The sequence below is a fragment of the Streptomyces sp. NPDC096132 genome (genome assembly GCF_044763345.1).
Taxonomy (GTDB): Bacteria; Actinomycetota; Actinomycetes; order Streptomycetales; family Streptomycetaceae; genus Streptomyces.
Map to the genome: position 1 here is coordinate 276,794 of NZ_JBIWGA010000006.1, position 19,563 is coordinate 296,356.

The 19,563-nt window shown below is 70.7% G+C and carries 12 protein-coding genes and 1 pseudogene; 6 read left to right on the top strand and 7 right to left on the bottom strand.

The window, feature by feature from the left end; all coding sequences use genetic code 11:
• Positions 1-67: 67 nt before the first annotated feature.
• The 5 genes from fxsT to ACIRF9_RS16960 all read right to left on the bottom strand — a co-directional run bounded on the left by fxsT (position 68) and on the right by ACIRF9_RS16960 (position 8,129).
• Positions 68-4,087, bottom strand: coding sequence for an FxSxx-COOH system tetratricopeptide repeat protein (gene fxsT, locus ACIRF9_RS16940; RefSeq protein ID WP_403821945.1), 4,020 nt, complete (start codon positions 4,085-4,087; stop codon positions 68-70).
• Positions 4,077-5,483, bottom strand: a complete 1,407-nt coding sequence (gene fsxC / locus ACIRF9_RS16945) for an FxsC protein (protein ID WP_403821948.1) — start codon at positions 5,481-5,483, stop codon at positions 4,077-4,079. Before fsxC ends, fxsT begins: the two co-directional genes overlap by 11 nt.
• A 155-nt stretch (positions 5,484-5,638) precedes the next feature.
• Positions 5,639-5,821 (bottom strand): FxSxx-COOH cyclophane-containing RiPP peptide, encoded by a 183-nt coding sequence (gene fxsA / locus ACIRF9_RS16950; RefSeq protein ID WP_403821951.1) that lies wholly within the window; start codon positions 5,819-5,821, stop codon positions 5,639-5,641.
• Positions 5,822-5,872: 51 nt separating this feature from the next.
• The gene (locus tag ACIRF9_RS16955; RefSeq protein WP_403821954.1) at positions 5,873-7,561 is read right to left on the bottom strand and encodes an IS200/IS605 family accessory protein TnpB-related protein; all 1,689 of its coding nucleotides are present in this window, start codon (positions 7,559-7,561) and stop codon (positions 5,873-5,875) included.
• The gene (locus ACIRF9_RS16960) at positions 7,554-8,129 is read right to left on the bottom strand and encodes an IS607 family transposase (RefSeq protein WP_403821957.1); all 576 of its coding nucleotides are present in this window, start codon (positions 8,127-8,129) and stop codon (positions 7,554-7,556) included. Before ACIRF9_RS16960 ends, ACIRF9_RS16955 begins: the two co-directional genes overlap by 8 nt.
• A 185-nt stretch (positions 8,130-8,314) precedes the next feature.
• Here ACIRF9_RS16960 and ACIRF9_RS16965 point away from each other — a divergent pair.
• The 3 genes and pseudogenes from ACIRF9_RS16965 to ACIRF9_RS16975 form a co-directional block, all read left to right on the top strand.
• Positions 8,315-8,808: pseudogene (locus tag ACIRF9_RS16965) on the top strand (protein kinase family protein); the annotation flags it as partial.
• Positions 8,809-9,294: 486 nt separating this feature from the next.
• On the top strand, positions 9,295-9,684 hold the full coding sequence (locus tag ACIRF9_RS16970; protein ID WP_403821959.1) for a hypothetical protein: 390 nt from the start codon (positions 9,295-9,297) through the stop codon (positions 9,682-9,684).
• Between the two features lie 637 nt (positions 9,685-10,321).
• The gene (locus ACIRF9_RS16975) at positions 10,322-11,962 is read left to right on the top strand and encodes a DNA repair helicase XPB (RefSeq protein WP_403822444.1); all 1,641 of its coding nucleotides are present in this window, start codon (positions 10,322-10,324) and stop codon (positions 11,960-11,962) included.
• 15 nt (positions 11,963-11,977) lie between these two features.
• On the opposite strand, the gene ACIRF9_RS16980 is transcribed toward ACIRF9_RS16975, so the two are convergent.
• A complete protein-coding gene (locus tag ACIRF9_RS16980) occupies positions 11,978-12,160 on the bottom strand; it encodes a hypothetical protein (protein WP_403821962.1) in 183 nt (60 codons plus the stop codon).
• 267 nt (positions 12,161-12,427) lie between these two features.
• Between ACIRF9_RS16980 and ACIRF9_RS16985 the strand changes: the two genes are divergently transcribed.
• The 3 genes from ACIRF9_RS16985 (at position 12,428) to ACIRF9_RS16995 (ending at position 18,736) form a co-directional block, all read left to right on the top strand.
• Entirely contained in the window at positions 12,428-14,467 is a 2,040-nt protein-coding gene (locus tag ACIRF9_RS16985) for a HelD family protein (RefSeq protein WP_403821965.1), read from the top strand.
• A gap of 157 nt (positions 14,468-14,624) precedes the next feature.
• Positions 14,625-14,996, top strand: a complete 372-nt coding sequence (locus ACIRF9_RS16990; protein WP_403821968.1) for a hypothetical protein — start codon at positions 14,625-14,627, stop codon at positions 14,994-14,996.
• The gene (locus tag ACIRF9_RS16995; protein ID WP_403821971.1) at positions 14,993-18,736 is read left to right on the top strand and encodes a hypothetical protein; all 3,744 of its coding nucleotides are present in this window, start codon (positions 14,993-14,995) and stop codon (positions 18,734-18,736) included. Before ACIRF9_RS16990 ends, ACIRF9_RS16995 begins: the two co-directional genes overlap by 4 nt.
• On the opposite strand, the gene ACIRF9_RS17000 is transcribed toward ACIRF9_RS16995, so the two are convergent.
• A complete protein-coding gene (locus ACIRF9_RS17000) occupies positions 18,715-19,437 on the bottom strand; it encodes a copper homeostasis protein CutC (protein ID WP_403821974.1) in 723 nt (240 codons plus the stop codon). The genes ACIRF9_RS16995 and ACIRF9_RS17000 overlap by 22 nt on opposite strands.
• Positions 19,438-19,563 lie beyond the last annotated feature (126 nt).

Consider the following 19,563-nt stretch of genomic DNA (forward strand, 5'->3'; position numbering starts at 1 on the left):
CGGCATCCTACAGCCCGTCAGCACCCGGGCACGCCGGGTCGCAGAACGGCCGGGCCCGCCGTCCGTCTCAGGTGGTCGGCGGCTCGATGTCGGAGTCGAGGCGGACTCCGTGGGTGATCGCCAGTGTCGTCGGGTGATCGGCGCCCAGGGTGCGCCTGGCGCGTTCCAGGGCGTCCCTGTGCAGTGCGTCCGCCTCCGCCGCACGGCCCAGGGCGCGCAGGCTGAGCGAGAGGTTGGAGGTGATGCCGATGACGTCGTAGTGGTCGGGCTCGAACGCGGCCAGCAGTCCCTGCCGGGCCCTGGTCTCCAGGTCGGCGGCCTCCCGGGTACGGCCGGCGGTCACCAGGTCGTTGGCGTGGTTGAGCATGCAGATGAGGGTGTGCGGATGCGACTCGCTGAGGACGGTGCGCAGTTGCTCCGTGGTGCGGCCCGAGAACGCGAGGGCCTCCTCGGTGCGACCGATCAGCCTCAGGTACACCGCCATGTTGCTGGCGCAGACCAGGGTGACCGGGTGTTCCTCGCCCAGGTAGTCCTTGTAGCGGCCGAGGGCCCGCTCGGCCAGCTCCAGGGCCTGTGCGGTGTCGCCGAGCGCGGCGAGGTCGCTGGCCAGGCTGCAGGCAGCGGCGAGGGTGTCGTAGTGGTCGGCGCCGTGGGCCACGAGGTACCGGTTGTAGATGTCCTGGTCGATGTCGAGGGCCTCGGCGTAGCGGCCGTCCCGGCGCAGCGCCACGGCCAGGTTCTTGCGGGCCCGCAGGGTGTCGCTGTGTCCGTCGCCGAGGACCTGCTGGTAGAGGCGGGTGGTCGTCTCCAGCAGGCGCAGCGCCTCGCCCAGTTCTCCGGTCTCGCGCAGGTCGCGGGCCAGGTTGTTGGCCAGGTTCAGGGTGCGCGGCTTCATGGTGCCCTGGTTCTGCCGCTGGCGTTCGTAGGCCGAGCGGTGCAGGCCCAGGGCGGCCGTGCGGTCGCCGGCCAGGTACTCGGACATGCCCAGGTTGTTGGTGTACATCAGGGTCCGCTGGTGGTCCTCGCCGAACTCACGGAGCGCCACCTGGTAGGTGTTGCGGTCCAGTTCGCGGGCCTCCTGGTAGCGGCCGAGGGCACGCAGGTCGGCGCCGACGTTGCCGGCCGCGGCGAGGGTGGCGGGGTACTCGTCCCCCTTGGTGGCGGTGAACCGCCGCAGTACGTCGGAGTCGAGCTCGTACGCCTCCACGAGCCGTCCCTGCGAGCGCAGCACGTTGCCGAGCTGGGTGCGCAGCAGCAGGGTGTGGACGTCGTCGGAGCCGCCGCCCGGGAAGTCCGGCCGCGCCCAGCGGTCCAAGGTGCGGGTGGCGAGGTCGTACGCGGTGCCGTAGAGGCTGCGTTTCCACAGGTAGCGCACCGAGTCGATGATCAGTTTGCGGACCTCGGGGTTGGGGTCGGCGGACGCGCGCGACGGCTCAAGGTGCGGGAGGAGTTCGTCGTACTCGTCCCAGTCGGCGGTGGCCTCCGGGTTGCCGGGGTTGGCGCCGGCGAGTGCGGCGTGCACCACCGCGCGCAGTTCCATCCAGCGCTGGGTGGAGACTCCGTCCCGGATGACCGCCTGGACCAGCCGGTGCACGGTGAGGGTCTCGCTGCCCTGGTCGCTGCGGGCCAGCCCGAACCGGTTGAGGGCGCGCAGCAGTTGGGCGACGGCCATCTCGTCGCGGGGTTCGTCGTCGTCCATGGTGAGGGCCCGGGTGACGGCCCAGCTGTAGAGCAGCCGCATGGGGATCGGGTCGGGGCCGAAGAAGGAGCAGATCTCCAGCATCTCGACGGCGGCGCGGTTGCGTTCGCGCAGTTCCTCCACCGCGATCTGCCAGGTGCGGGCGGCGGAGTTGGGGTACTCCCGGGGCGGCAGCGGGGTGTGGTCGAGGATGTCGACGGTGCGGTCGCGCAGCCGGGCGAGGTAGATGTCGACCGGCATGCTGCTCTGGCTCAGCCAGACCGCGGCCTGGCCCACGGCGAGCGGCAGGTCGCCGAGTTCGACGGCGATCTGGTCCGCGTCCTCGGGGGCGAGCAACGGGCTGAATCTGCGCAGCAGTTCGACGCTCTCCTCGCGGGTGAACACCTCCACCTCGGCCCGGCCCACGCTGTTGACCCAGGCCCGGTCGCGGGAGGTGATCAGCACATGCCCGCCGAGCGGCCCCTCGGGGAGGAGGCCGTCGAGTTCGGTGGGGTTGCCGGCGTTGTCGTAGACCAGGAGCCAGCGGTCGTACGGCCGTCCCTGTCCGAGGGCGCGCAGCACGGCCTCGGCGGTGGAGCCCACGTCCTCGCCCTCCTCCAGGTCGAGGTAGGGGGCGAGGTCGGCGAGGGCGGAGCGGATCAGGCCGGGCTGGGCGGCGTTCATCCACCACACCACGTCATAGGCGGATTTGTAGCGGTGTGCGTATTCCAGGGCGGTCTGGGTCTTTCCCATGCCGCCGAGGCCGTACAGCACCTGGCTGGGCACGGCGGCGCCCGGTCCGGCGGTGAAGTGGTCGCGCAGCCGCTCCAGGAGCGGGCCGCGGCCGGTGAAGGACAGGTTGCGCGACGGCAGGCGCTGGGCCGCCGGGATCGAGCCGGGGAAGTTGGGCAGGGTGGTGCCGAGGGGCGGGGTGGAGCCGTCCGGGAGACGGCGGCCGGGGGGTGCTCCGAGGACGGCGAGGAGCTGGTCGGCGGCCTCGGCCGGGGCGCAGCGGCCGAGGTCGGCGAGCGTGCTGTCGAGGTAGGGCTCCGCGGCGGCCGGGTCGAGGTCCTGGACCCGGACGGCGACCAGGCCGGGGCCGCCGGGCGTCTCGTGCCCGGTCAGCTGGAAGCGGATCGCGGCGGCCCGCGGCTGGGCGGCGTACTCCGGCGACAGCAGGGCCAGCACCCGGCCCTGACCGCCGAGGGTGCCGGTCACCTCGGGCAGGACGCCGCCGTCCGCGGCGACCGTGCTGTGCAGGGAGACCTGGTAGCCGGCGGCCTCCAGGGTCTCGGCCGCCCATTCCGCCCACATCCGGCCCAGCGGGGCGTAGCTGACGAAGATCTGGGTGGGCAGGGTGCGGGGCACGCGCAGGTAGGCGGCGCGCAGTTCGGCGCGCCGGTCCGCGGGCAGCGGGGCGAGCCGTCGTACCCGGCCGTCCGAGATCCACTCCGTGAGCCGCTCGAACGCGGTGAGCAGCGAGCGCTCCTGGCGGGGCCGGTCGGCGACGGTGGCGGGAATCTCCTCGTAGGCGTAGAACGCCTTGTACGGGATCTCGATCTCGCCCCAGTAGCGGCTGCGCTCCTCCTGCGGCAGCCAGGCGAGGAAGGGGTCGAACTCGGTGCGGGAGAAGTCCCGTCCGGCCTCCAGCCGTTCGGTCTCGGCCTCCTCGACCCGCATCGGGACCGGCAGCACCTTGATGGGCCGGGGCGCGGAGCGCTGAACGGCCGCCGCCGCGTCCACACCGCCGCGGATGCTCTGGACGCTCATGGTGAAGCAGTCGACCAGGATGTCGGGCAGCAGGATGGTGCAGATGCCGGAGGTGTCGCTGACGCCCGTACGGCTGTCGATCAGCACATAGTCGTAGGAGGAGATCATCTCCTCGCGCAGCGCCTGCAGGAAGTGCCCGCCGCCGTGCCGGTCGTAGAAGCTGTGCCAGTTGAAGCTGGTGACGGCGGCCGAGTAGGCGGCCGACTGGCGTCCGGCGGGCAGGAAGTCCAGCCGCCCGCCGGAGGGGAGTTCCAGCAACAGTCCGATGGTGTACGGCGTCGGGTCCGCGGCGGTCCGCAGCCAGTCGTCGGTCTCGGTGGCCGCCGCGGCGGATCGCGGCTCGGGGCCCGAGGCGGCGGTCGTCCGGACGGGGGGCGCCTGCGGGCTCAGCACGGTCCGGACGTAGGCCTGCACCATGTTGATCAGGCCGTTGGACGAGCGCAGTTCGGGATCGACCAGCAGCGGGTGCAGATAGCGGTGCAGGCCGGGGGCCTCCAGATCCCAGTCGACCAGCAGCACCCGGTGGCCGCCGCCGGCGAGGATCCAGCCCACGTTGGCCAGCGCCATGGTGCGTCCGGTACCGCCCTTGTACGAGTAGAACGTGACGATCTTGCCCGGTCCGGTGGGCCTACTGGTCATCGTCCGTGTCCTTAGTAGCGGGCGGTCCGCCGGGCGGCTCCCCCGGGCCGGCGGCCACCGGCCCGCCGAAGCCCAGGGGCGGCTCCTGCGGGGGCGGGGCGGCGTCCGGCCGGTGGACGGGGAAGGCGCCGGGGAACGGGGGCGGGGGAAGCGGGCCGCCGGGGTCGGGCGGGCCCGGGACGGTGAGGCCGCCCAGCGGAGGCGGGGGCGGGCCGCCGGGGAGCCGGAAGGGGGTGGTGCTCTCCATCTCCATCAGCCGGTTCTGGGCCACCGCCAGCATCACGGACAGCTGGGCGTCGAACTCGTCCGCAGCCACCCTCACCCGGAACAACTGGTCGTGCGGATCGTTCTGCCGGCGCCAGTTGCGCCAGAAGACGTGGCTCAGTTCCTGCCAGATCGCGTCGCCGCCGGATTCCTCGTCGGCCTCGTGGCAGGGCACCAGGACGCCGGTGGCCGGGCGGTTCTGACCGTCGTAGTCGGCGAGCGCGTCCCGGTAGGTCCCGGTGCGCACGGCCCACGGGTCGACCAGCAGGATGCTCGTCTGGTTGTTCACCATCGTCTCGTCGAGACGGCCGCTCAGCCCGGCGTCGACGACGTCGATGTTGCTGGTGTACCCCTCTTCCGCGATCACCTTCTGGGCCCGGAGGGCGACCGTGGGGTGCCTGGGCGGGTGGTACGGCGTCCACTCGCGCGGTGAGCGCCCGTAGTACTCCTGCCGGTGCCGCCCTTCCGGCAACGGGTCGGCGACCCCGGCGGCGAGGAACACCTGGACGTGCCCGGTGCCCGACGCGGCGGCCCGCTGCTGGTCGGCCACCGGGAACAGACCGCGTACGTCGGCGAGGTCGAGGCCGGGCGTGAACGGCAGCCGGAACCGGTCGGCGGCGATCCGCACCCGGGCGGCGACCTTCTCGACCACCCTGCGGTACACCGGGCCCGTGGGGTCGGTGCGCAGGATCTGCATCAGCCCTCGCGACGCGTACTCCTCGCCCATGCCCGCCTCGTGGTACTGAAAGCGGGCGATCTCCGCCGGAATGTCCCCCTCCATGGGGGTCCACAGGACCGGGACCAGCGCCGGTACGTCGATCTCCGTCTCCCGGCGGTACTCCTGCAGCCGGTCCCAGAACGCCGTCCACTCCTTGCCGCAGAACTCGCTGTTCAGATACGCGGGGGAGTACAGCGCGACGAAGGCGCGGCAGTGCCCCACCGCCGCGCCGAGCACCCGCGCCCAGTTCGAGCCCAGCCCCAGCCGCTCGACGTCACGGAACGGTGGTTGCGCGGCCGGGTCGGCACCGATCCGGCGCAGCTCCAGCACGAGGTCGTCGTAGAACCGCTTCACGAACTCGTCGCGGTCGTCCTTCCGCGCATAGCTGAGGAAGAAGTACGGCTCGTGAACCAAGGCGTCCCCCGATACCTCCCTGGCCGACCTGACTGCATGCCACTCGTATGCCGGAGCACGTACGGGTCATACCCAGAGCCGTGAGGCCTCAAGCTGTGAGGTTCGGACATCCGTCCGAGGTCCGTCCGGGTGCCCATGTGCGGGCCGGGACCTGCTCAGATGGAGGAGTCGAAGGCGGCGAACGTCTCGCCGGCGGGGTGGACCGCCTCGTCGACGACACGACGCAGCACCGCGCCCAGGGCGGTGTCGGGCAGTCCTTCGAGCAGCTTGTCCAGCGCGTCCATGCCCAGGCCCGTGACGTCCAGCAGGCATGAGTCGATCCGGGCGCTCGCGTCCATCGGCATCCTTCGCACACACGCGTGCTCGGGTCGGTCCTTGGCACGCGAAACCTACCGCACCCTATAGGGATCCGACGGCCCGATTCCAGGCACCACAGCCCACCGTTCCTGATCAGTGAGCAGGAGTGTGTCTTGGACCCAGACCTGGTCAACTGGCGCATCCCGAACGGTTGTGGATGCGCTGGTCGCCCGCATTCGCGCCGCGTCCGGCGACACGGATCGTGTCCGTGGTCCGGGGATGCGGGGGCGGGTTTCCTCACGCCCGCGGGTTCCGTGTCCGGCCTGGGCGGTCCGATGCCCCACACGATCGCTCTGGTCGTGTGAGGGCGGTGCCGTCCGGCGCCGGACGCGGTGTCCGAGAGCGCGTCGTCCGATCGCGACGCCAGCAGCGTCGTGGCGGGTGGTCTTGCGGTTCTTGCTGCTGAGGGGCTTCTGCCAGTGCTCGGCGCCCCAGCGGGAGGTGTAGGCGGGGTCGACGACGACGATGGTGATGCCGAGTTCGGCGGCCATGGACACCAGCCGTGCCCGCAGTTTGGCGACGGGCATGCCGGAGATCAGCTTGCGGAACCGCTTCCTGCGGCCGTGTTTCTCCCGGGTCTTCTCCGCGCTGAAGTCCAGGTCCTCGATCGCGATGGAGACGCCTGCGTGCCGTGCCCAGCGAAGGAGGCGGGTGAGGGCGTGCCTCACCTGGGCGTCCCGGCAGGTGGCCGGCCCATCGAGACCGTAGAAGAATCGGCGGGGCTCACCCATCGGGTTGCCGTGCTCATCCAGACGCCACGCTGCGAAGTGGTCGGCGTTGGTGTCCACGCCGATGAGCCCGTTCGTCCTGGCTACGGCCAGGGGAACGGTCTGGACCGGGGGGATCGTCCACGACGCGGCGAGGTACCAGCGGCCCCGGTCCACGTCCAGATGGATGCGGTAGGCGACAGCACGGTTCGCCGATACGCGGTCGGCCCACTCTTCGCCGCGGTGCCGGAAGTCGATCCGGCCGTCGAGCACGTACCGGCCGCGCGGGGCATTGGCCAGGTGCGCCAGCGGAGCGGGGAGCTTGATGTCGACCTCGCCGTCGGAGCTGACGCGGATGGTCTCGTTCCCCAAACGCTTCCCCGACTCCCCGTCTGCCTGGAGGAACCAGCGTTCGGCATCCCAGCGCCTGCGCCACTCGTACTCGGTGAGCTGGGCAACTTCCAGATTGTGCCGGCCTTGAGCCAGTCGCTTCCCGCCCCGCACCACGTGCACGACACCGGCGTCACGGTCGGACCGCTCACGCTCCAGCCGGTCTTGCAGCACATGCAGGCGCCGGGTCTTTTGGAACCACTCCTGCTTCGTGCGGTAGCCGCCCGGCGCCCGCTTCGTGCCCTTCTCCCCGACCGGCTGGGACAGGCGGTGCGCGATCGTGCGCGCCCCGGCCTCAAGGTTGTGGATGTGGGCGAGCTGGGTACGGCGCGAGAGGCCCCACTGGTCGTGGGTGGTCTTCGTGATGCTCCCGGCCCAGCGGGCGGACGACTCCTCGGTCAGGGCCCGCTTGCGCTCCGCCCACTGGTCGCTGTCGTGATCGGTACCCGCCCGGCAACGTGCCTTGAGGTCGGCGGAAGCCAGCGAACCCAGGTGTGCGCCCACCAGCGGCAGCACCTCACTGTCCCGCTGGGACATGCCCTTGATGCTGGTGCGGATCGCCACCCCGGACGGGCCCAGCGCAACGAACGGCGCCTCGATCGTGCGTAGTGTGGAGTCAGCCATGCTCGGCGGCCTCCAAAGCCTTGCGGGCCCGGTTCTTCGCCGACCGGCGACCGTACAGGCGGGCACAGAACGAGGTCAGCACCTCCACCATGTCGCGCACCAGGTCGTCTTCGACCTCGCCGTCATCAAGGACCACGAGGCGGCGCCCATGTGCGGACAGGGCAGCTTCGACAAGTTCGGTGTCCATCCGGCCCAGCCGGTCCTTGTGCTCGACCACCACCGTGGTCACGTCCGGATCGGCCAGCAGCCGCTTGGCTTTGGGGCGGGCACCGTTCATACCGGATGCGATCTCCGCCTCCACGCGTACCACCCGGTGACCGGCCTGCGCCGCCCACTGGGACAGCCGGGCGACCTGCCGCTCCAGGTCGGTCTTCTGGTCACGGGAGGAGACACGGGCATACAGGCCCAGCCCGCCGATCGCCTCGGGCACGGCGTTGACCCCAACATTCACGAGGATCGTGCGCGGGCCGACCCGCTGAGCCGGTACCGGCAGCATCCCCTCACGGAACCAGCGATACGCGGTCTGCGGATGCACACCCTGCGACTTCGCCCATTCCGTGAGATTCATGCTCTGACAACGACACTCACTCACACATGGTTACGCTCACTCACTCGACTTTGAAGAGCAGCGGTTGAAGACCCCGCGCGGCCCCCTCACCCAGGATCCGCGGCTCGTGGATCTATGGGGCACACTGGACGAATGTGTGCTCATCTACGCCCCCTCCACCGGTGTCACGGCAGCAGCCGGACCCGGTCATCACGCCGCACACCAGTGTCGCCCTGGGATGCGTCGAAGCCCTGGTTGAATTCCACGCCAAGGGCTGGGCTCACGGAGACGTACAGCCCGCCCACTTCATCCTCGGGCTCGAACGGACGCACCTCATCGACCTCGCCCTGGCCAAGGGTGGGCACGTGCCCCAGGGGTACGACTTCCCGTTCCGCGGCTGCCTCGCCCACTACGAAGCCCCGGAGATCGCCCGTAGCGTGCTCGCCATTGGTGAGGCCAAGCCGACACAGGAAGCCGACGTCTACGCGCTCGGCGCCTCCCTGCTCATCTCGGCCACCGGCTTCCGGGCGGTCGAGTACCCGGACGACGCTCCCCGCCCCGTACAGAGAGAGGCCGTGGCGAACGGACGCCGTCGCCCGTGAAGGCGCCTGGTGAGCTGGGCGAACTGATCGACGCGATGCTCAGTCACGCCCCCGAGGACCGACCGACGATCTACGAGGTGGGCAAAGTCCTGAGCTGATCCCGAAGCCCGTTCGCCGTGGGTTGCTCGTGCGGCGGCGGCCGACAACAAGAGACCGGACCACCCCTCAGCCTGGACAGCATCCCGGGTGGTCCGGTCGTGGAAGTCATGATCAGGCCCCCGGTGCCGATGGTACCGGGGTGATCGGCGTGCCCGAACAGGGGTGCGTCTACAACCTCGGCCTCCTACCCATGAGTTAGAGAGAGCTAGATGAAGTCACTCCGAGGAGAGCCCAGTTCTGACCAGAGCCACCGAAAGTCAGCCACGATGGCGGGTTGGCCAAACGCGCACCCGTCAGGTGTGCCTCCAGCAACCCCGTACGGGCCTCAGAAGCTGTGCCTGACGCAGACATGCAGGTGAAGCCTCGGGTCACTTCTACCCTTGACAATGAGCCATATCATCGGTCGGCCAGATCTTTGCGCGGGCTAGCCCCACGCTCGGCGAGCACGAGGTGCCCCCGCAGGCCGACAACATGGGAACACCGCCATGGGTAGATCCACGGGCTTTGGTAGCGATGCCAAAGACACCTTCATAGGCTTCGTGGTACTCGGCATCATCATCGTTGCCATCGTGCAGAACTGCGACGCCGACGAGCCGGAATCAGATCCCTCGCCGCGCCCCGCTGCAACGGTGAATGAAACCGCTTCTACACGTGACCTCCCAGAGACAGAGCAAGAGCCCGACGTACCGGAGAAAGATGAAGGCGACAACGGCGGAACAGGCGGCCAGGACTTCGATGGCCAGGTGGGCATCCAGTTCGGATATGCCTGCTCCCCGGTCGGCGCTCTAGGCATCGCCGAGGACGGACGTCCCGCCAAGTGCTTCATGGGCAAGGACGGCCGGGCGCGGTGGGGCTATGACTCGAACCGTGGTTAGTGCGGGCTGGAGACTCCCGTTGACGATGTTGGCTTCGTACGGTGCTCGTATGGGCAGCGACGGCCCCGGCTGCGGCTGATCGTGGTCACGGCCAACGATGCGGGGCCGCGCTTGTGCCGTGGATGCGGTGGCCCGCTGATGCCGTCAGCGAAGGCGACAGCAGTGTTCCGTTCGTCGGCCTGCCGTTCTCGGCACTGACGTCGGCTGCGGCGCACGAGGGCGAGGACCGAGGCGATCCAGGCCGGAGTGACGTCCAGCTGCCCGGAGTGCGGCGCGTCGTGGACGGTCGGGATCGAACATCCTGCCTCGGCAACGTACTGCTCTCCCACCTGCCCCAAATGGGCCTGGCACAGGCGGCGCGCGGCTGACACCGGGTTGTGAGACGGCGCATTCGGCGGCCGTCATGGTGCTTCACTGCGGGGCCGTGCTCCCCTGGCGCGTGGAGTCGGTTGGATGGTGCGAAGGTAGCTCGGGAGAAGTCGTCTCGTCCGTTTCACGCGATAGGCGAACATAGATACCGGCGCGCATCCCCGGCGCGTCGGCCGGTACGCCCTTCCAGCGCCGGGCACGGGGCATGGCCCGAGCCGTGGCAGGTGCACTGTCTGTCACGCTGACAATCCTATCCGTGGAGGTATGCGTGTCCTGCCTGATCGTCCAGTCGGACAAAACCCTGCTCCTCGAAGTCGACCACGAGCAGGCCGACGAGTGCCGTCGGGCCATCGCGCCGTTCGCCGAGCTGGAGCGGGCGCCCGAGCACATCCACACCTACCGGGTGACCCCGCTGGGCCTGTGGAACGCGCGGGCGGCCGGGCACGACGCCGAGCAGGTGGTGGACGCGCTGGTGCAGTACAGCCGCTACCCGGTGCCGCACGCGCTGCTCGTCGACATCGCGGAGACGATGGACCGCTACGGCCGGCTGACGCTCAGCAAACACCCGGCGCACGGGCTGGTGCTCACCACCACCGACCGGCCGGTCCTCGAGGAGATCCTGCGCTCGAAGCGGATCACCCCGCTGGTCGGGGCCCGGATCGACCCGGACACGGTCGCGGTGCACCCCTCGGAGCGCGGGCAGATCAAGCAGACCCTGCTGAAGCTGGGCTGGCCGGCCGAGGACCTCGCCGGGTACGTGGACGGCGAGGCGCATCCGATCGAGCTGGCCGAGGACGGGTGGGCGCTGCGGCCGTACCAGAAGCAGGCCGTGGAGAACTTCTGGCACGGCGGCAGCGGAGTCGTCGTCCTGCCCTGCGGGGCCGGGAAGACGCTGGTCGGCGCCGGGTCGATGGCCCAGGCGAAGTCCACGACGCTGATCCTCGTCACGAACACCGTCTCGGCGCGGCAGTGGAAGCACGAGCTGGTGAAGCGGACCTCGCTCACCGAGGAGGAGATCGGCGAGTACAGCGGGACGCGGAAGGAGATCCGCCCGGTCACCATCGCCACGTACCAGGTGCTGACGACGAAGCGGAAGGGCGTCTACCCGCACCTGGAGCTGTTCGACTCCCGGGACTGGGGCCTCATCGTCTACGACGAGGTGCATCTGCTGCCGGCGCCCGTCTTCAAGTTCACCGCCGACCTCCAGGCCCGTCGCCGGCTCGGTCTGACGGCGACCCTCGTCCGCGAGGACGGCCGTGAGTCGGACGTGTTCTCCCTCATCGGCCCCAAGCGGTTCGACGCGCCGTGGAAGGAGATCGAGGCGCAGGGGTACATCGCGCCGGCGGACTGTGTCGAGGTACGGGTGAACCTCACCGACTCCGAGCGGCTGGCGTACGCGACCGCCGAGACGGAGGAGAAGTACCGCTTCTGCGCGACGACCGCGACGAAGCGGAAGGTGACGGAGGCGATCGTGCGGCGCTTCGCGGGCCAGCAGATCCTCGTCATCGGCCAGTACATCGACCAGCTCGACGAACTGGGCGAGCACCTGAACGCGCCGGTCATCAAGGGCGAGACCTCGAACGCGCAGCGCGAGAAGCTCTTCGACGCCTTCCGGGAGGGCGAGATCAGCGTGCTGGTGGTGTCGAAGGTCGCGAACTTCTCGATCGACCTGCCCGAGGCGACGGTCGCCATCCAGGTGTCCGGCACCTTCGGCTCCCGCCAGGAGGAGGCCCAGCGGCTGGGCCGGGTGCTCCGTCCCAAGGCGGACGGTCACCAGGCCCACTTCTACTCGGTCGTCGCCCGCGACACCATCGACCAGGACTTCGCCGCCCATCGGCAGCGGTTCCTGGCGGAGCAGGGGTACGCCTACCGGATCATGGACGCGGACGAGCTGCTGGCGGAGGGCTGATCCGGCCGGTACCGGTCACCGCCTGCGGCGGACTCCGGCCTCCTCGCCGTACTCGCCGAGGATGATCACGTCGAAGGCGGCGCCCACGAAGACCCTGATCGCGTGCAGGGCGTCGCCGAAGGGGTGGCGGTGGGCGTCGGAGAGGGGGGTCGCTCCTGACGGGCGACCGGGGGCTGGGGTGAGGGTCGCTGTACTCATGTCTCCATGGTGCGTCGGCAGGCATAAAGGGGGCATCGGTCCCAGGTCCCCACTTGGCGTACTACCTGAGTACACCGGGGAACCGCGGTCTCCCCCAGGGGGACGAGGCCCCAGGGAGACCTGGGGGGAGGAAAACCATTCGCCTCCCCTCCCCCGTTCCCCTAAAATCTCCGCTCTTGCCCGCCTCCCTTCACGGAGTGCCGCCGCCCGGACGGAAACCGGACGGCATCGCCGTAGCCCATCCCCAGCAGGCCCGGAGGCACCGCCTTGTCCACGCCCGTCCACGACCCCCTCGGCCGCGAGCGCGCCCATCTCACCTCCTCCCGGGCCGCCCTGCGGGCCATGCGCGAGGACGTCGAGGCGCTCGACATCAGTGACGTCACCGCGAACTGGGTGAACGCCGAGGTCCTCTCCCGCCAGATCGGCGAGCGCATCAAGGCGCTCGCCGATCTGAGCGACACCCCGTTGTTCTTCGGTCGGCTCGACTACCTGCACGCCCCCGGTGCCGCGCAGGCGGAGGGCGCCGAGGGTGAACGCTTCTATATCGGGCGGCGGCATGTGCACGACGGCGACGGCGACCCGATGGTCATCGACTGGCGTGCGCCGGTCTCGCAGCCGTTCTACCGGGCGTCGAAGAAGGACCCGATGGACGTGGGGCTCAGGCGCCGCTTCGGGTACACCGGCGGCGACCTCACCGCGTACGAGGACGAGCACCTCTCCGACCCGGAGGAGGGCGCCCGCACCAGCAAGCTGCTCCAGCAGGAGATCGAGCGGCCGCGTGTCGGCCCGATGCGGGACATCGTCGCCACCATCCAGCCCGAGCAGGACGAGATCGTCCGGTCCGGGCTGGGCGGGACGGTCTGCGTGCAGGGAGGGCCGGGAACGGGGAAGACGGCCGTGGGCCTGCACCGGGTCGCGTACCTGCTGTACGCCCACCGCGAGCGGCTCGCCCGCACCGGCACCCTGGTCATCGGCCCGAACCGGTCCTTCCTGCACTACATCGAGCAGGTGCTTCCCGCGCTGGGCGAGTTGACGGTCCGCCAGGCCACCGTCGACGACCTGGTCGCGCATGTCGAGGTGCGCGGCACGGACGACGCGGCCGCCGCGCTCGTCAAGGGCGACGCGAGGATGGCGGAGGTGCTGAGGCGGGCCGTCTACGCCCACGTACGGATGCCCACCGAGCCGGTCGTCGTGGTGCGCGGCTCGCGCCGCTGGCGCGTCCCGGCGTACGAACTGGAGGACATCGTCCGCGAGTTGCTCGGCCGGGACATCCGCTACGGCGCCGCCCGCGACGCTCTGCCGCAGCGCATCGCGCACGCCGTGCTGGTGCAGATGGAGCGGTCCGGCGAGGCACCGGACGACCGGGTGCAGGACGCGGTGGCCCGCAACAGCGCGGTCAAGGCGGCGGTGAAGGAGAGCTGGCCGCCCGTCGACCCGGCGAAGCTCGTCCTGCGGCTGCTCACCGACGCTGACTTCCTCGCCGTGCACGCGGAGGGGATCCTCGACGAGGACGAGCAGAAGACGATCCTGTGGGCGAAGCCGGTCCGCAGTGTGAAGTCCGCCAAGTGGTCGGCGGCGGACGCGGTGCTGGTCGACGAGGTGACGGATCTCGTGGAGCGCACGCACTCACTGGGCCATGTGGTGCTGGACGAGGCGCAGGACCTCTCCCCCATGCAGTACCGGGCCGTCGGCCGCCGCTGCACCACCGGATCGGCCACCGTCCTGGGCGATCTGGCGCAGGGCACCACGCCCTGGGCGACGAGGAGCTGGGCCGAGGCCCTGTCCCACCTGGGCAAGACGGACGGCGTGGTCGAGGAGCTGACGGCCGGTTTCCGCGTCCCCACGGACGTCATCACCTACGCCTCCCGCCTTCTCCCGCACATCGCGCCGGGCCTCACCCCGGTCGCCTCGGTCCGTGAGAACCCCGGTTTCTTCGCCCTCCGCCCGATCACGGACACCGCCGAAGTCGTCGCCGCCTGCGAGGAGTTGCTCCGCAACGAGGGCTCGACCGGTCTCATCGCCGCCGACGCCCGCGTCCCCGCCCTCGCGGAGGCCCTGACGGCGGCGGGCATCCCGTATCTGAACCCGGGCGAGGAGACCACCGCCGAGACCCGCCTCACCCTGGTCCCGGCCTCCCTCGCCAAGGGTCTGGAGTACGACTACGTCGTCCTCGACGAGCCCCGCGCGGTGGTGGACGGCGAACCCGACGAACGCACGGGCCTGCGCCGCCTGTACGTGACCCTGACCCGAGCGGTGTCGGGTCTGATCGTCACCCACGCGAGCGACCTGCCGCCTCAGCTCGGCTAGGGCACAGCGTTCCTTTCGACCAGGACAGCGTTCCTTCAGGCTTCAACCAACATGCCCCAAAATGCCAGCAATTGGTATAATTGCCACGAGCAGGGACACGGGGTTGATGGCGATGGACGCGTTCATATCGTCGGCGGCCACAGCGTTGGTGGGGGTCATGACCACCGACGCATGGCAACAGGCACGGACCCTGCTCGTCACCTGGTGGCGCCGTGTCCGCCCGCGACAGGCGGGGCGGGTGGACACGGCGCTGGTGGAGTGCAGAAACCGCGCCCTGGCGGCCCGCCGGGAGGGGGACGAGAACGCGGAATCCCACCTGGTCGAAGCCTGGGAATCCCGTCTGACCGCACTGGTGCGGGACGAGCCCGCGCTCACGGACGAACTGCGGCGGCTGATCGACGAGGAGATCGCTCCGCTCCTCTCCCCTGAGGGCGACGTCCGCACCGGATCGCACGACTTCCGGGCCGAGGCATCCGGACACGGCCGGGTGTACCAGGCCGGACACGACCAGCACATCTACGGGCCGTGACTCCCGCCGACCGGCTGCCGACACCCGGACAGGACATCCGGCTGGAGGCCCACGCGTCGGACCGCGCCAGGATCTACCAGGCACACCGCGACCTCTACCTGTCGGAACGGGACCTGCACCTGCACTACGAGGACGGCGTGCGCTCGGCCCGACGTGTGCGCACCACCGAGATCTCCCAGGAGTGCCCGTATCCCGGCCTGGCCCCCTTCAGCGCCGAACAGGCCCAGTGGTTCTTCGGCAGGGACGCGCTGGTGGCCAAACTGCTGGTCCGGCTGGACGTCAGCCGCGCGGTGGGCGGAGCACTGGTCGTCGTCGCGCCCTCGGGGGCCGGGAAGTCCTCGCTGCTCAGAGCGGGACTCCTGGCCCAGGTCGCACGGGGCGCGCTGCCCGGCTCGTCGGGCTGGCCCCGTCTGTGGATGACCCCGACGGCGCATCCCTCGACAGCCCTGGACCGCGCACGCGTGGCAGCCGTCGGCAACGCCGCTCCGCGGCGACCCCTGCTCCTGATCGTCGACCAGTTGGAGGAACTCTTCACCCTCTGCACCGACGAGCGGGAACGGCGGACCTTCCTGGACACGGTCCTGGGCATGACGGTGGCGGGCCCGGGCGGTGAACCTCCGGCCGGCCTGGTCGTCTTCGGCCTGCGGTCCGACTTCTACACCCAGTGCGCGGCCCATCCCCGCCTCCTCGACGCCGTGGAACGCAACCAGGTGATCGTGGGGCCGCTGTCCCAGGCAGGAGTGCGGGAGGCGATCCTCCACCCCGCCCGCGCGGCCGGGCTGGAGGTCGAACCGGGCCTTGTGCAGGTCCTGTTGCGCGATCTCGGCGCACCTGAGCCGGGCGACGGGCCCGGAAGGACGGACGACGTCGACGCCTACGAGATCGGGCGGCTACCGCTCCTCGCGCACGCGTTGCGGGCCACCTGGCTGTGCCGGGCGGGTCACGTCCTCACCGTGGACGGCTACGAGTCGACCGGCGGCATCGCGCACAGCGTGAGAGTCGAGGCGGACCGCTGCTTCGACCGTCTCGACGCCCGGTCCCGGCGGACGGCGGAGCGTGTCTTCCTGCGGCTGGTCAAGTTCGGCGACGACACCCACGACACGCGTCGTCCGGTCCGGTACGCCGACCTCCTGGGCCACGGCTCACGCTCCGACGAGGCCGCCGAGATCATCGAGACGTTCACCCGGGGGCGGCTGCTGACCCGGGAGCAGGACACGGTCACCATCACCCATGAGGTGCTGCTGCGGGCCTGGCCGCGCCTTCGTGAGTGGATCGAGGCCCACCGCGCCCGGTACACGGCCCGCCAGCGACTGGACGACACGGCCGCCGCGTGGCAGGAGGCCGACCGCGACCCGGGGCTGCTGTACCGGGGCCACAGACTGGACGAGGCCCGGGCCCTGGCCGACGAGAAGGACACGGGCGAGTGCGGTCCGGTCGTGTCCGCGTTCCTGGCCGCGTCGGTGCGGCAGCGGCACCGTACGCGGCGGATCCGCCAGGGGGTCCTCGCGGGTCTGACCGTGCTGGCCGTACTCGCCGCGTTCTCCGCCGTCCTCGCGTTCCAGCAGCGCGACACGGCACAGCAGCAACGCAACACCGCGATCCTCGGCGAGATCAGGGCCCAGGCCGACCTGATGCGGGCGACCGACCCGTCCCTGGCGGCCCAGCTGGACCTGGTCGCGCACCGGATGTCACCGGCCGCGTCGACGGAGACCCGGCTGCTCAGCGCCCAGAACGTGCCGCTGGCCACCGTGCTGACCGGTCACACGGACCGGGTGAACGCCGTGGCCTTCAGCCCGGACGGACGCGTGCTGGCCAGCGCGGGCGGTGACGGGACGATCCGGCTGTGGAACACCGCCCGCGCGGGCGATCCGGTTCCGCTGGGCGATCCGCTGCGCGGCCCCCGGGGCGCCGTACGGGCGCTCGCCTTCAGCCCTCGGGGACAGCTCCTGGTCAGTACGGGCGACGACGGCGTCGTACGTCTGTGGGACCTCAGCAGTCCCGGCCGCCCGGAGGGTCTGGGCACCCTGGCCCGTGACGGTACCGGAGCCCTGAGGACTCTCGCCTTCAGCCCGGACGGACACGCCCTGGCAGTGGCGGGCGACGACGGCCGGGTCCACCTGTGGGACGTCACCGACCCCGGGCACCTTCTGCCCCTCGCCAAACCTCTGTCCGCCTCCGCGTACGAGGTCAACGGAGTGGCCTTCAGCCCGGACGGCAAGCTACTGGCGAGCGCCGGAAACGACGGGACGGTGCGGCTGTGGAAGATGACGGACCCGCGGCATCCGTCGGCCGTCGGCCGGACGGCCGACATCTCCTACGAGAACGGGCTCCCGGGCTCCGCCCAGGCGGTCGCCTTCGGCCCGAACGGTCGCACGCTGGCCGTGGCGGGGAGCGACGAGACCACCCACCTGTGGGACGTCAGGAACCCCGCCAAGCCGGTCCGGATCGACTCGGCCTCCAGCAACAACGTCGTCAACACCGTCGCCTTCTCCCCCACCGGCAACCTCATGGCCTACGGCGGGGACGACAACAGCATCTGGCTCGAGAACGTGACGAATCCGGGCGACGTCCGGAACCTCACCAATGCCCTGGACGGTCACACCGGGCCCGTGCTGGCCCTGGCCTTCGACCCGAAGGGCACCATGCTGGCCAGCACCGGCGCCGACCACTCCATCCGCCTGTGGACCATCCCGCGGACCATCCTGATCGGGCACTCCGGCTACGTCGACACCGTGGACGTGAGCCCGGACGGCCGACTGCTCGCCTCGGGCTCCCAGGACAACACCGTCCGTCTGTGGGACGTCAGGAACCCCGCCGATCCCCGCCCGGTCAGCGCGTCGATCCGCGGCCGCACACCGTACGTCAACTGGGTCGCCTTCAGCCCCGACGGGAAGACGCTCGCCGTAGCGGCCGGGCCGGACATCCGGATGTGGGACGTCACCGTACCGAGCAGACCCGAGCCGCTGAGCAGGCCGCTGCACAACCCGCAGGGCAACTTCCTGGCCGTCGAGTTCACACCGGACGGGCGCACCCTGGCAGGCGGCAACGGCGACGGCTCGGTCGCACTGTGGGACGTCTCCGATCCGTCTCGCCCCGTCGGCCTCGGACGGCCGCTGGAGACCGGCGCCGGCACCATCTGGCGGGTGGCCATCAGCCCGGACGGCCGCACACTCGCCGCCTCCGGCGACGACGGCACGCTCCGCCTGTGGGACATCACCAGGACCACGAAACCCGCAGCCCTGGGCGCACCCCTGCACGCCAGTGCCTACCCACTCAGGACAGTCGTCTTCAGCCCGAACGGCCGTACCCTCGCCGCCGCCGGCAACGACGGCACGATCCGCCTGTGGAACCTCACCGACCGCACACACCCCGCGTCCGTGGGCCCGCACCTCACCGGCCACTCGGACACCGTCTACGGCCTGGCCTTCAGCCCGGACGGGCGCACTCTGGTCAGCAGCAGTTACGACACCACACTCAGAGTGTGGGACATCGACGAGCGAGGCCACGCTCAAGCCCACGGCCTGCCGGTCACCGGCCCCTCCGACTACGCCAACGTCACGGTGTTCTCCCCCGACGGCCGCTTCCTCTTCACCGGCGTCGGTGAGGCGACGGTGCAGATCCTGCCGTTGTCCATCCAGACCGCCATCGACCACGTGTGCCGGGCGACCGGAAACCTGCTGACACCCGAACTCTGGCGGAAGTACATCCCTCAGCCGGACTACGACCCCCTGTGCAGCTGACCCCCCGAAGTCCGGCCGTCCACCACAGCCCGCCACTCCGCGACCGCGTCCGCCGACACCGGCTCGCTCCAGCCCCCCGGCCGGGCCGCGCCCCCGATGTGAAAGGCGCTCACGCCCGCCCCCCGCAGGGCCGGTACATGGTCGAGGCGGAGGCCTCCGCCGACGAGGAGGCGCTGCTCGTATCCGGGTTCACCGCCGCGCGCCGCCTCGGCGAGCAGTGTCGGAAGGCCCTTGTCGACGCCGGCGGCGGAGCCGGCGGTGAGGTAGGTGTCGAGGCCGGGCAGGTCGGCGAGTTGCTTGCGCAGGGCGTGCCGGTCGGTGGTGTGGTCGATGGCCCGGTGGAAGGTCCAGTGGCAGCCCTCCAGCTCCGCCAGGACGCGCTCCACCGCGGGCAGGTCGACCTGCCCGTCGGCGTCGAGGAACCCGAGCACGAACTCCTCGGCTCCGGCGGCCCGCATTTCCCGGGCGGCCCGCACCAACCGGTCCACCTCCCCCGCCGCGAACCCGTCCGCCAACCGCAGCATGACCCGCAGCGGGATGTCGACGGCGGCCCGGATCCGCGCGAAGGTCGCCACCGGCGGGGTCAGCCCGTCCGCCGCCATGTCGGTGACCAGTTCGAGGCGGTCCGCGCCTCCGGCCCGGGCCGCGATCGCGTCCTCGGCGTCGAGGGCGATCACCTCCAGCACTGCACGCTCGCTCATGGGACCCCATTCATCGACGGCTGCGGGTGAGGGACCAGAGACCGACCCAGGCCGCCCGACGACCTGGAGGTCCGGAGGCTTAGAGGTCTAGTCCAGTTGTCTAGTCCAATTCCACCATACGCTCGC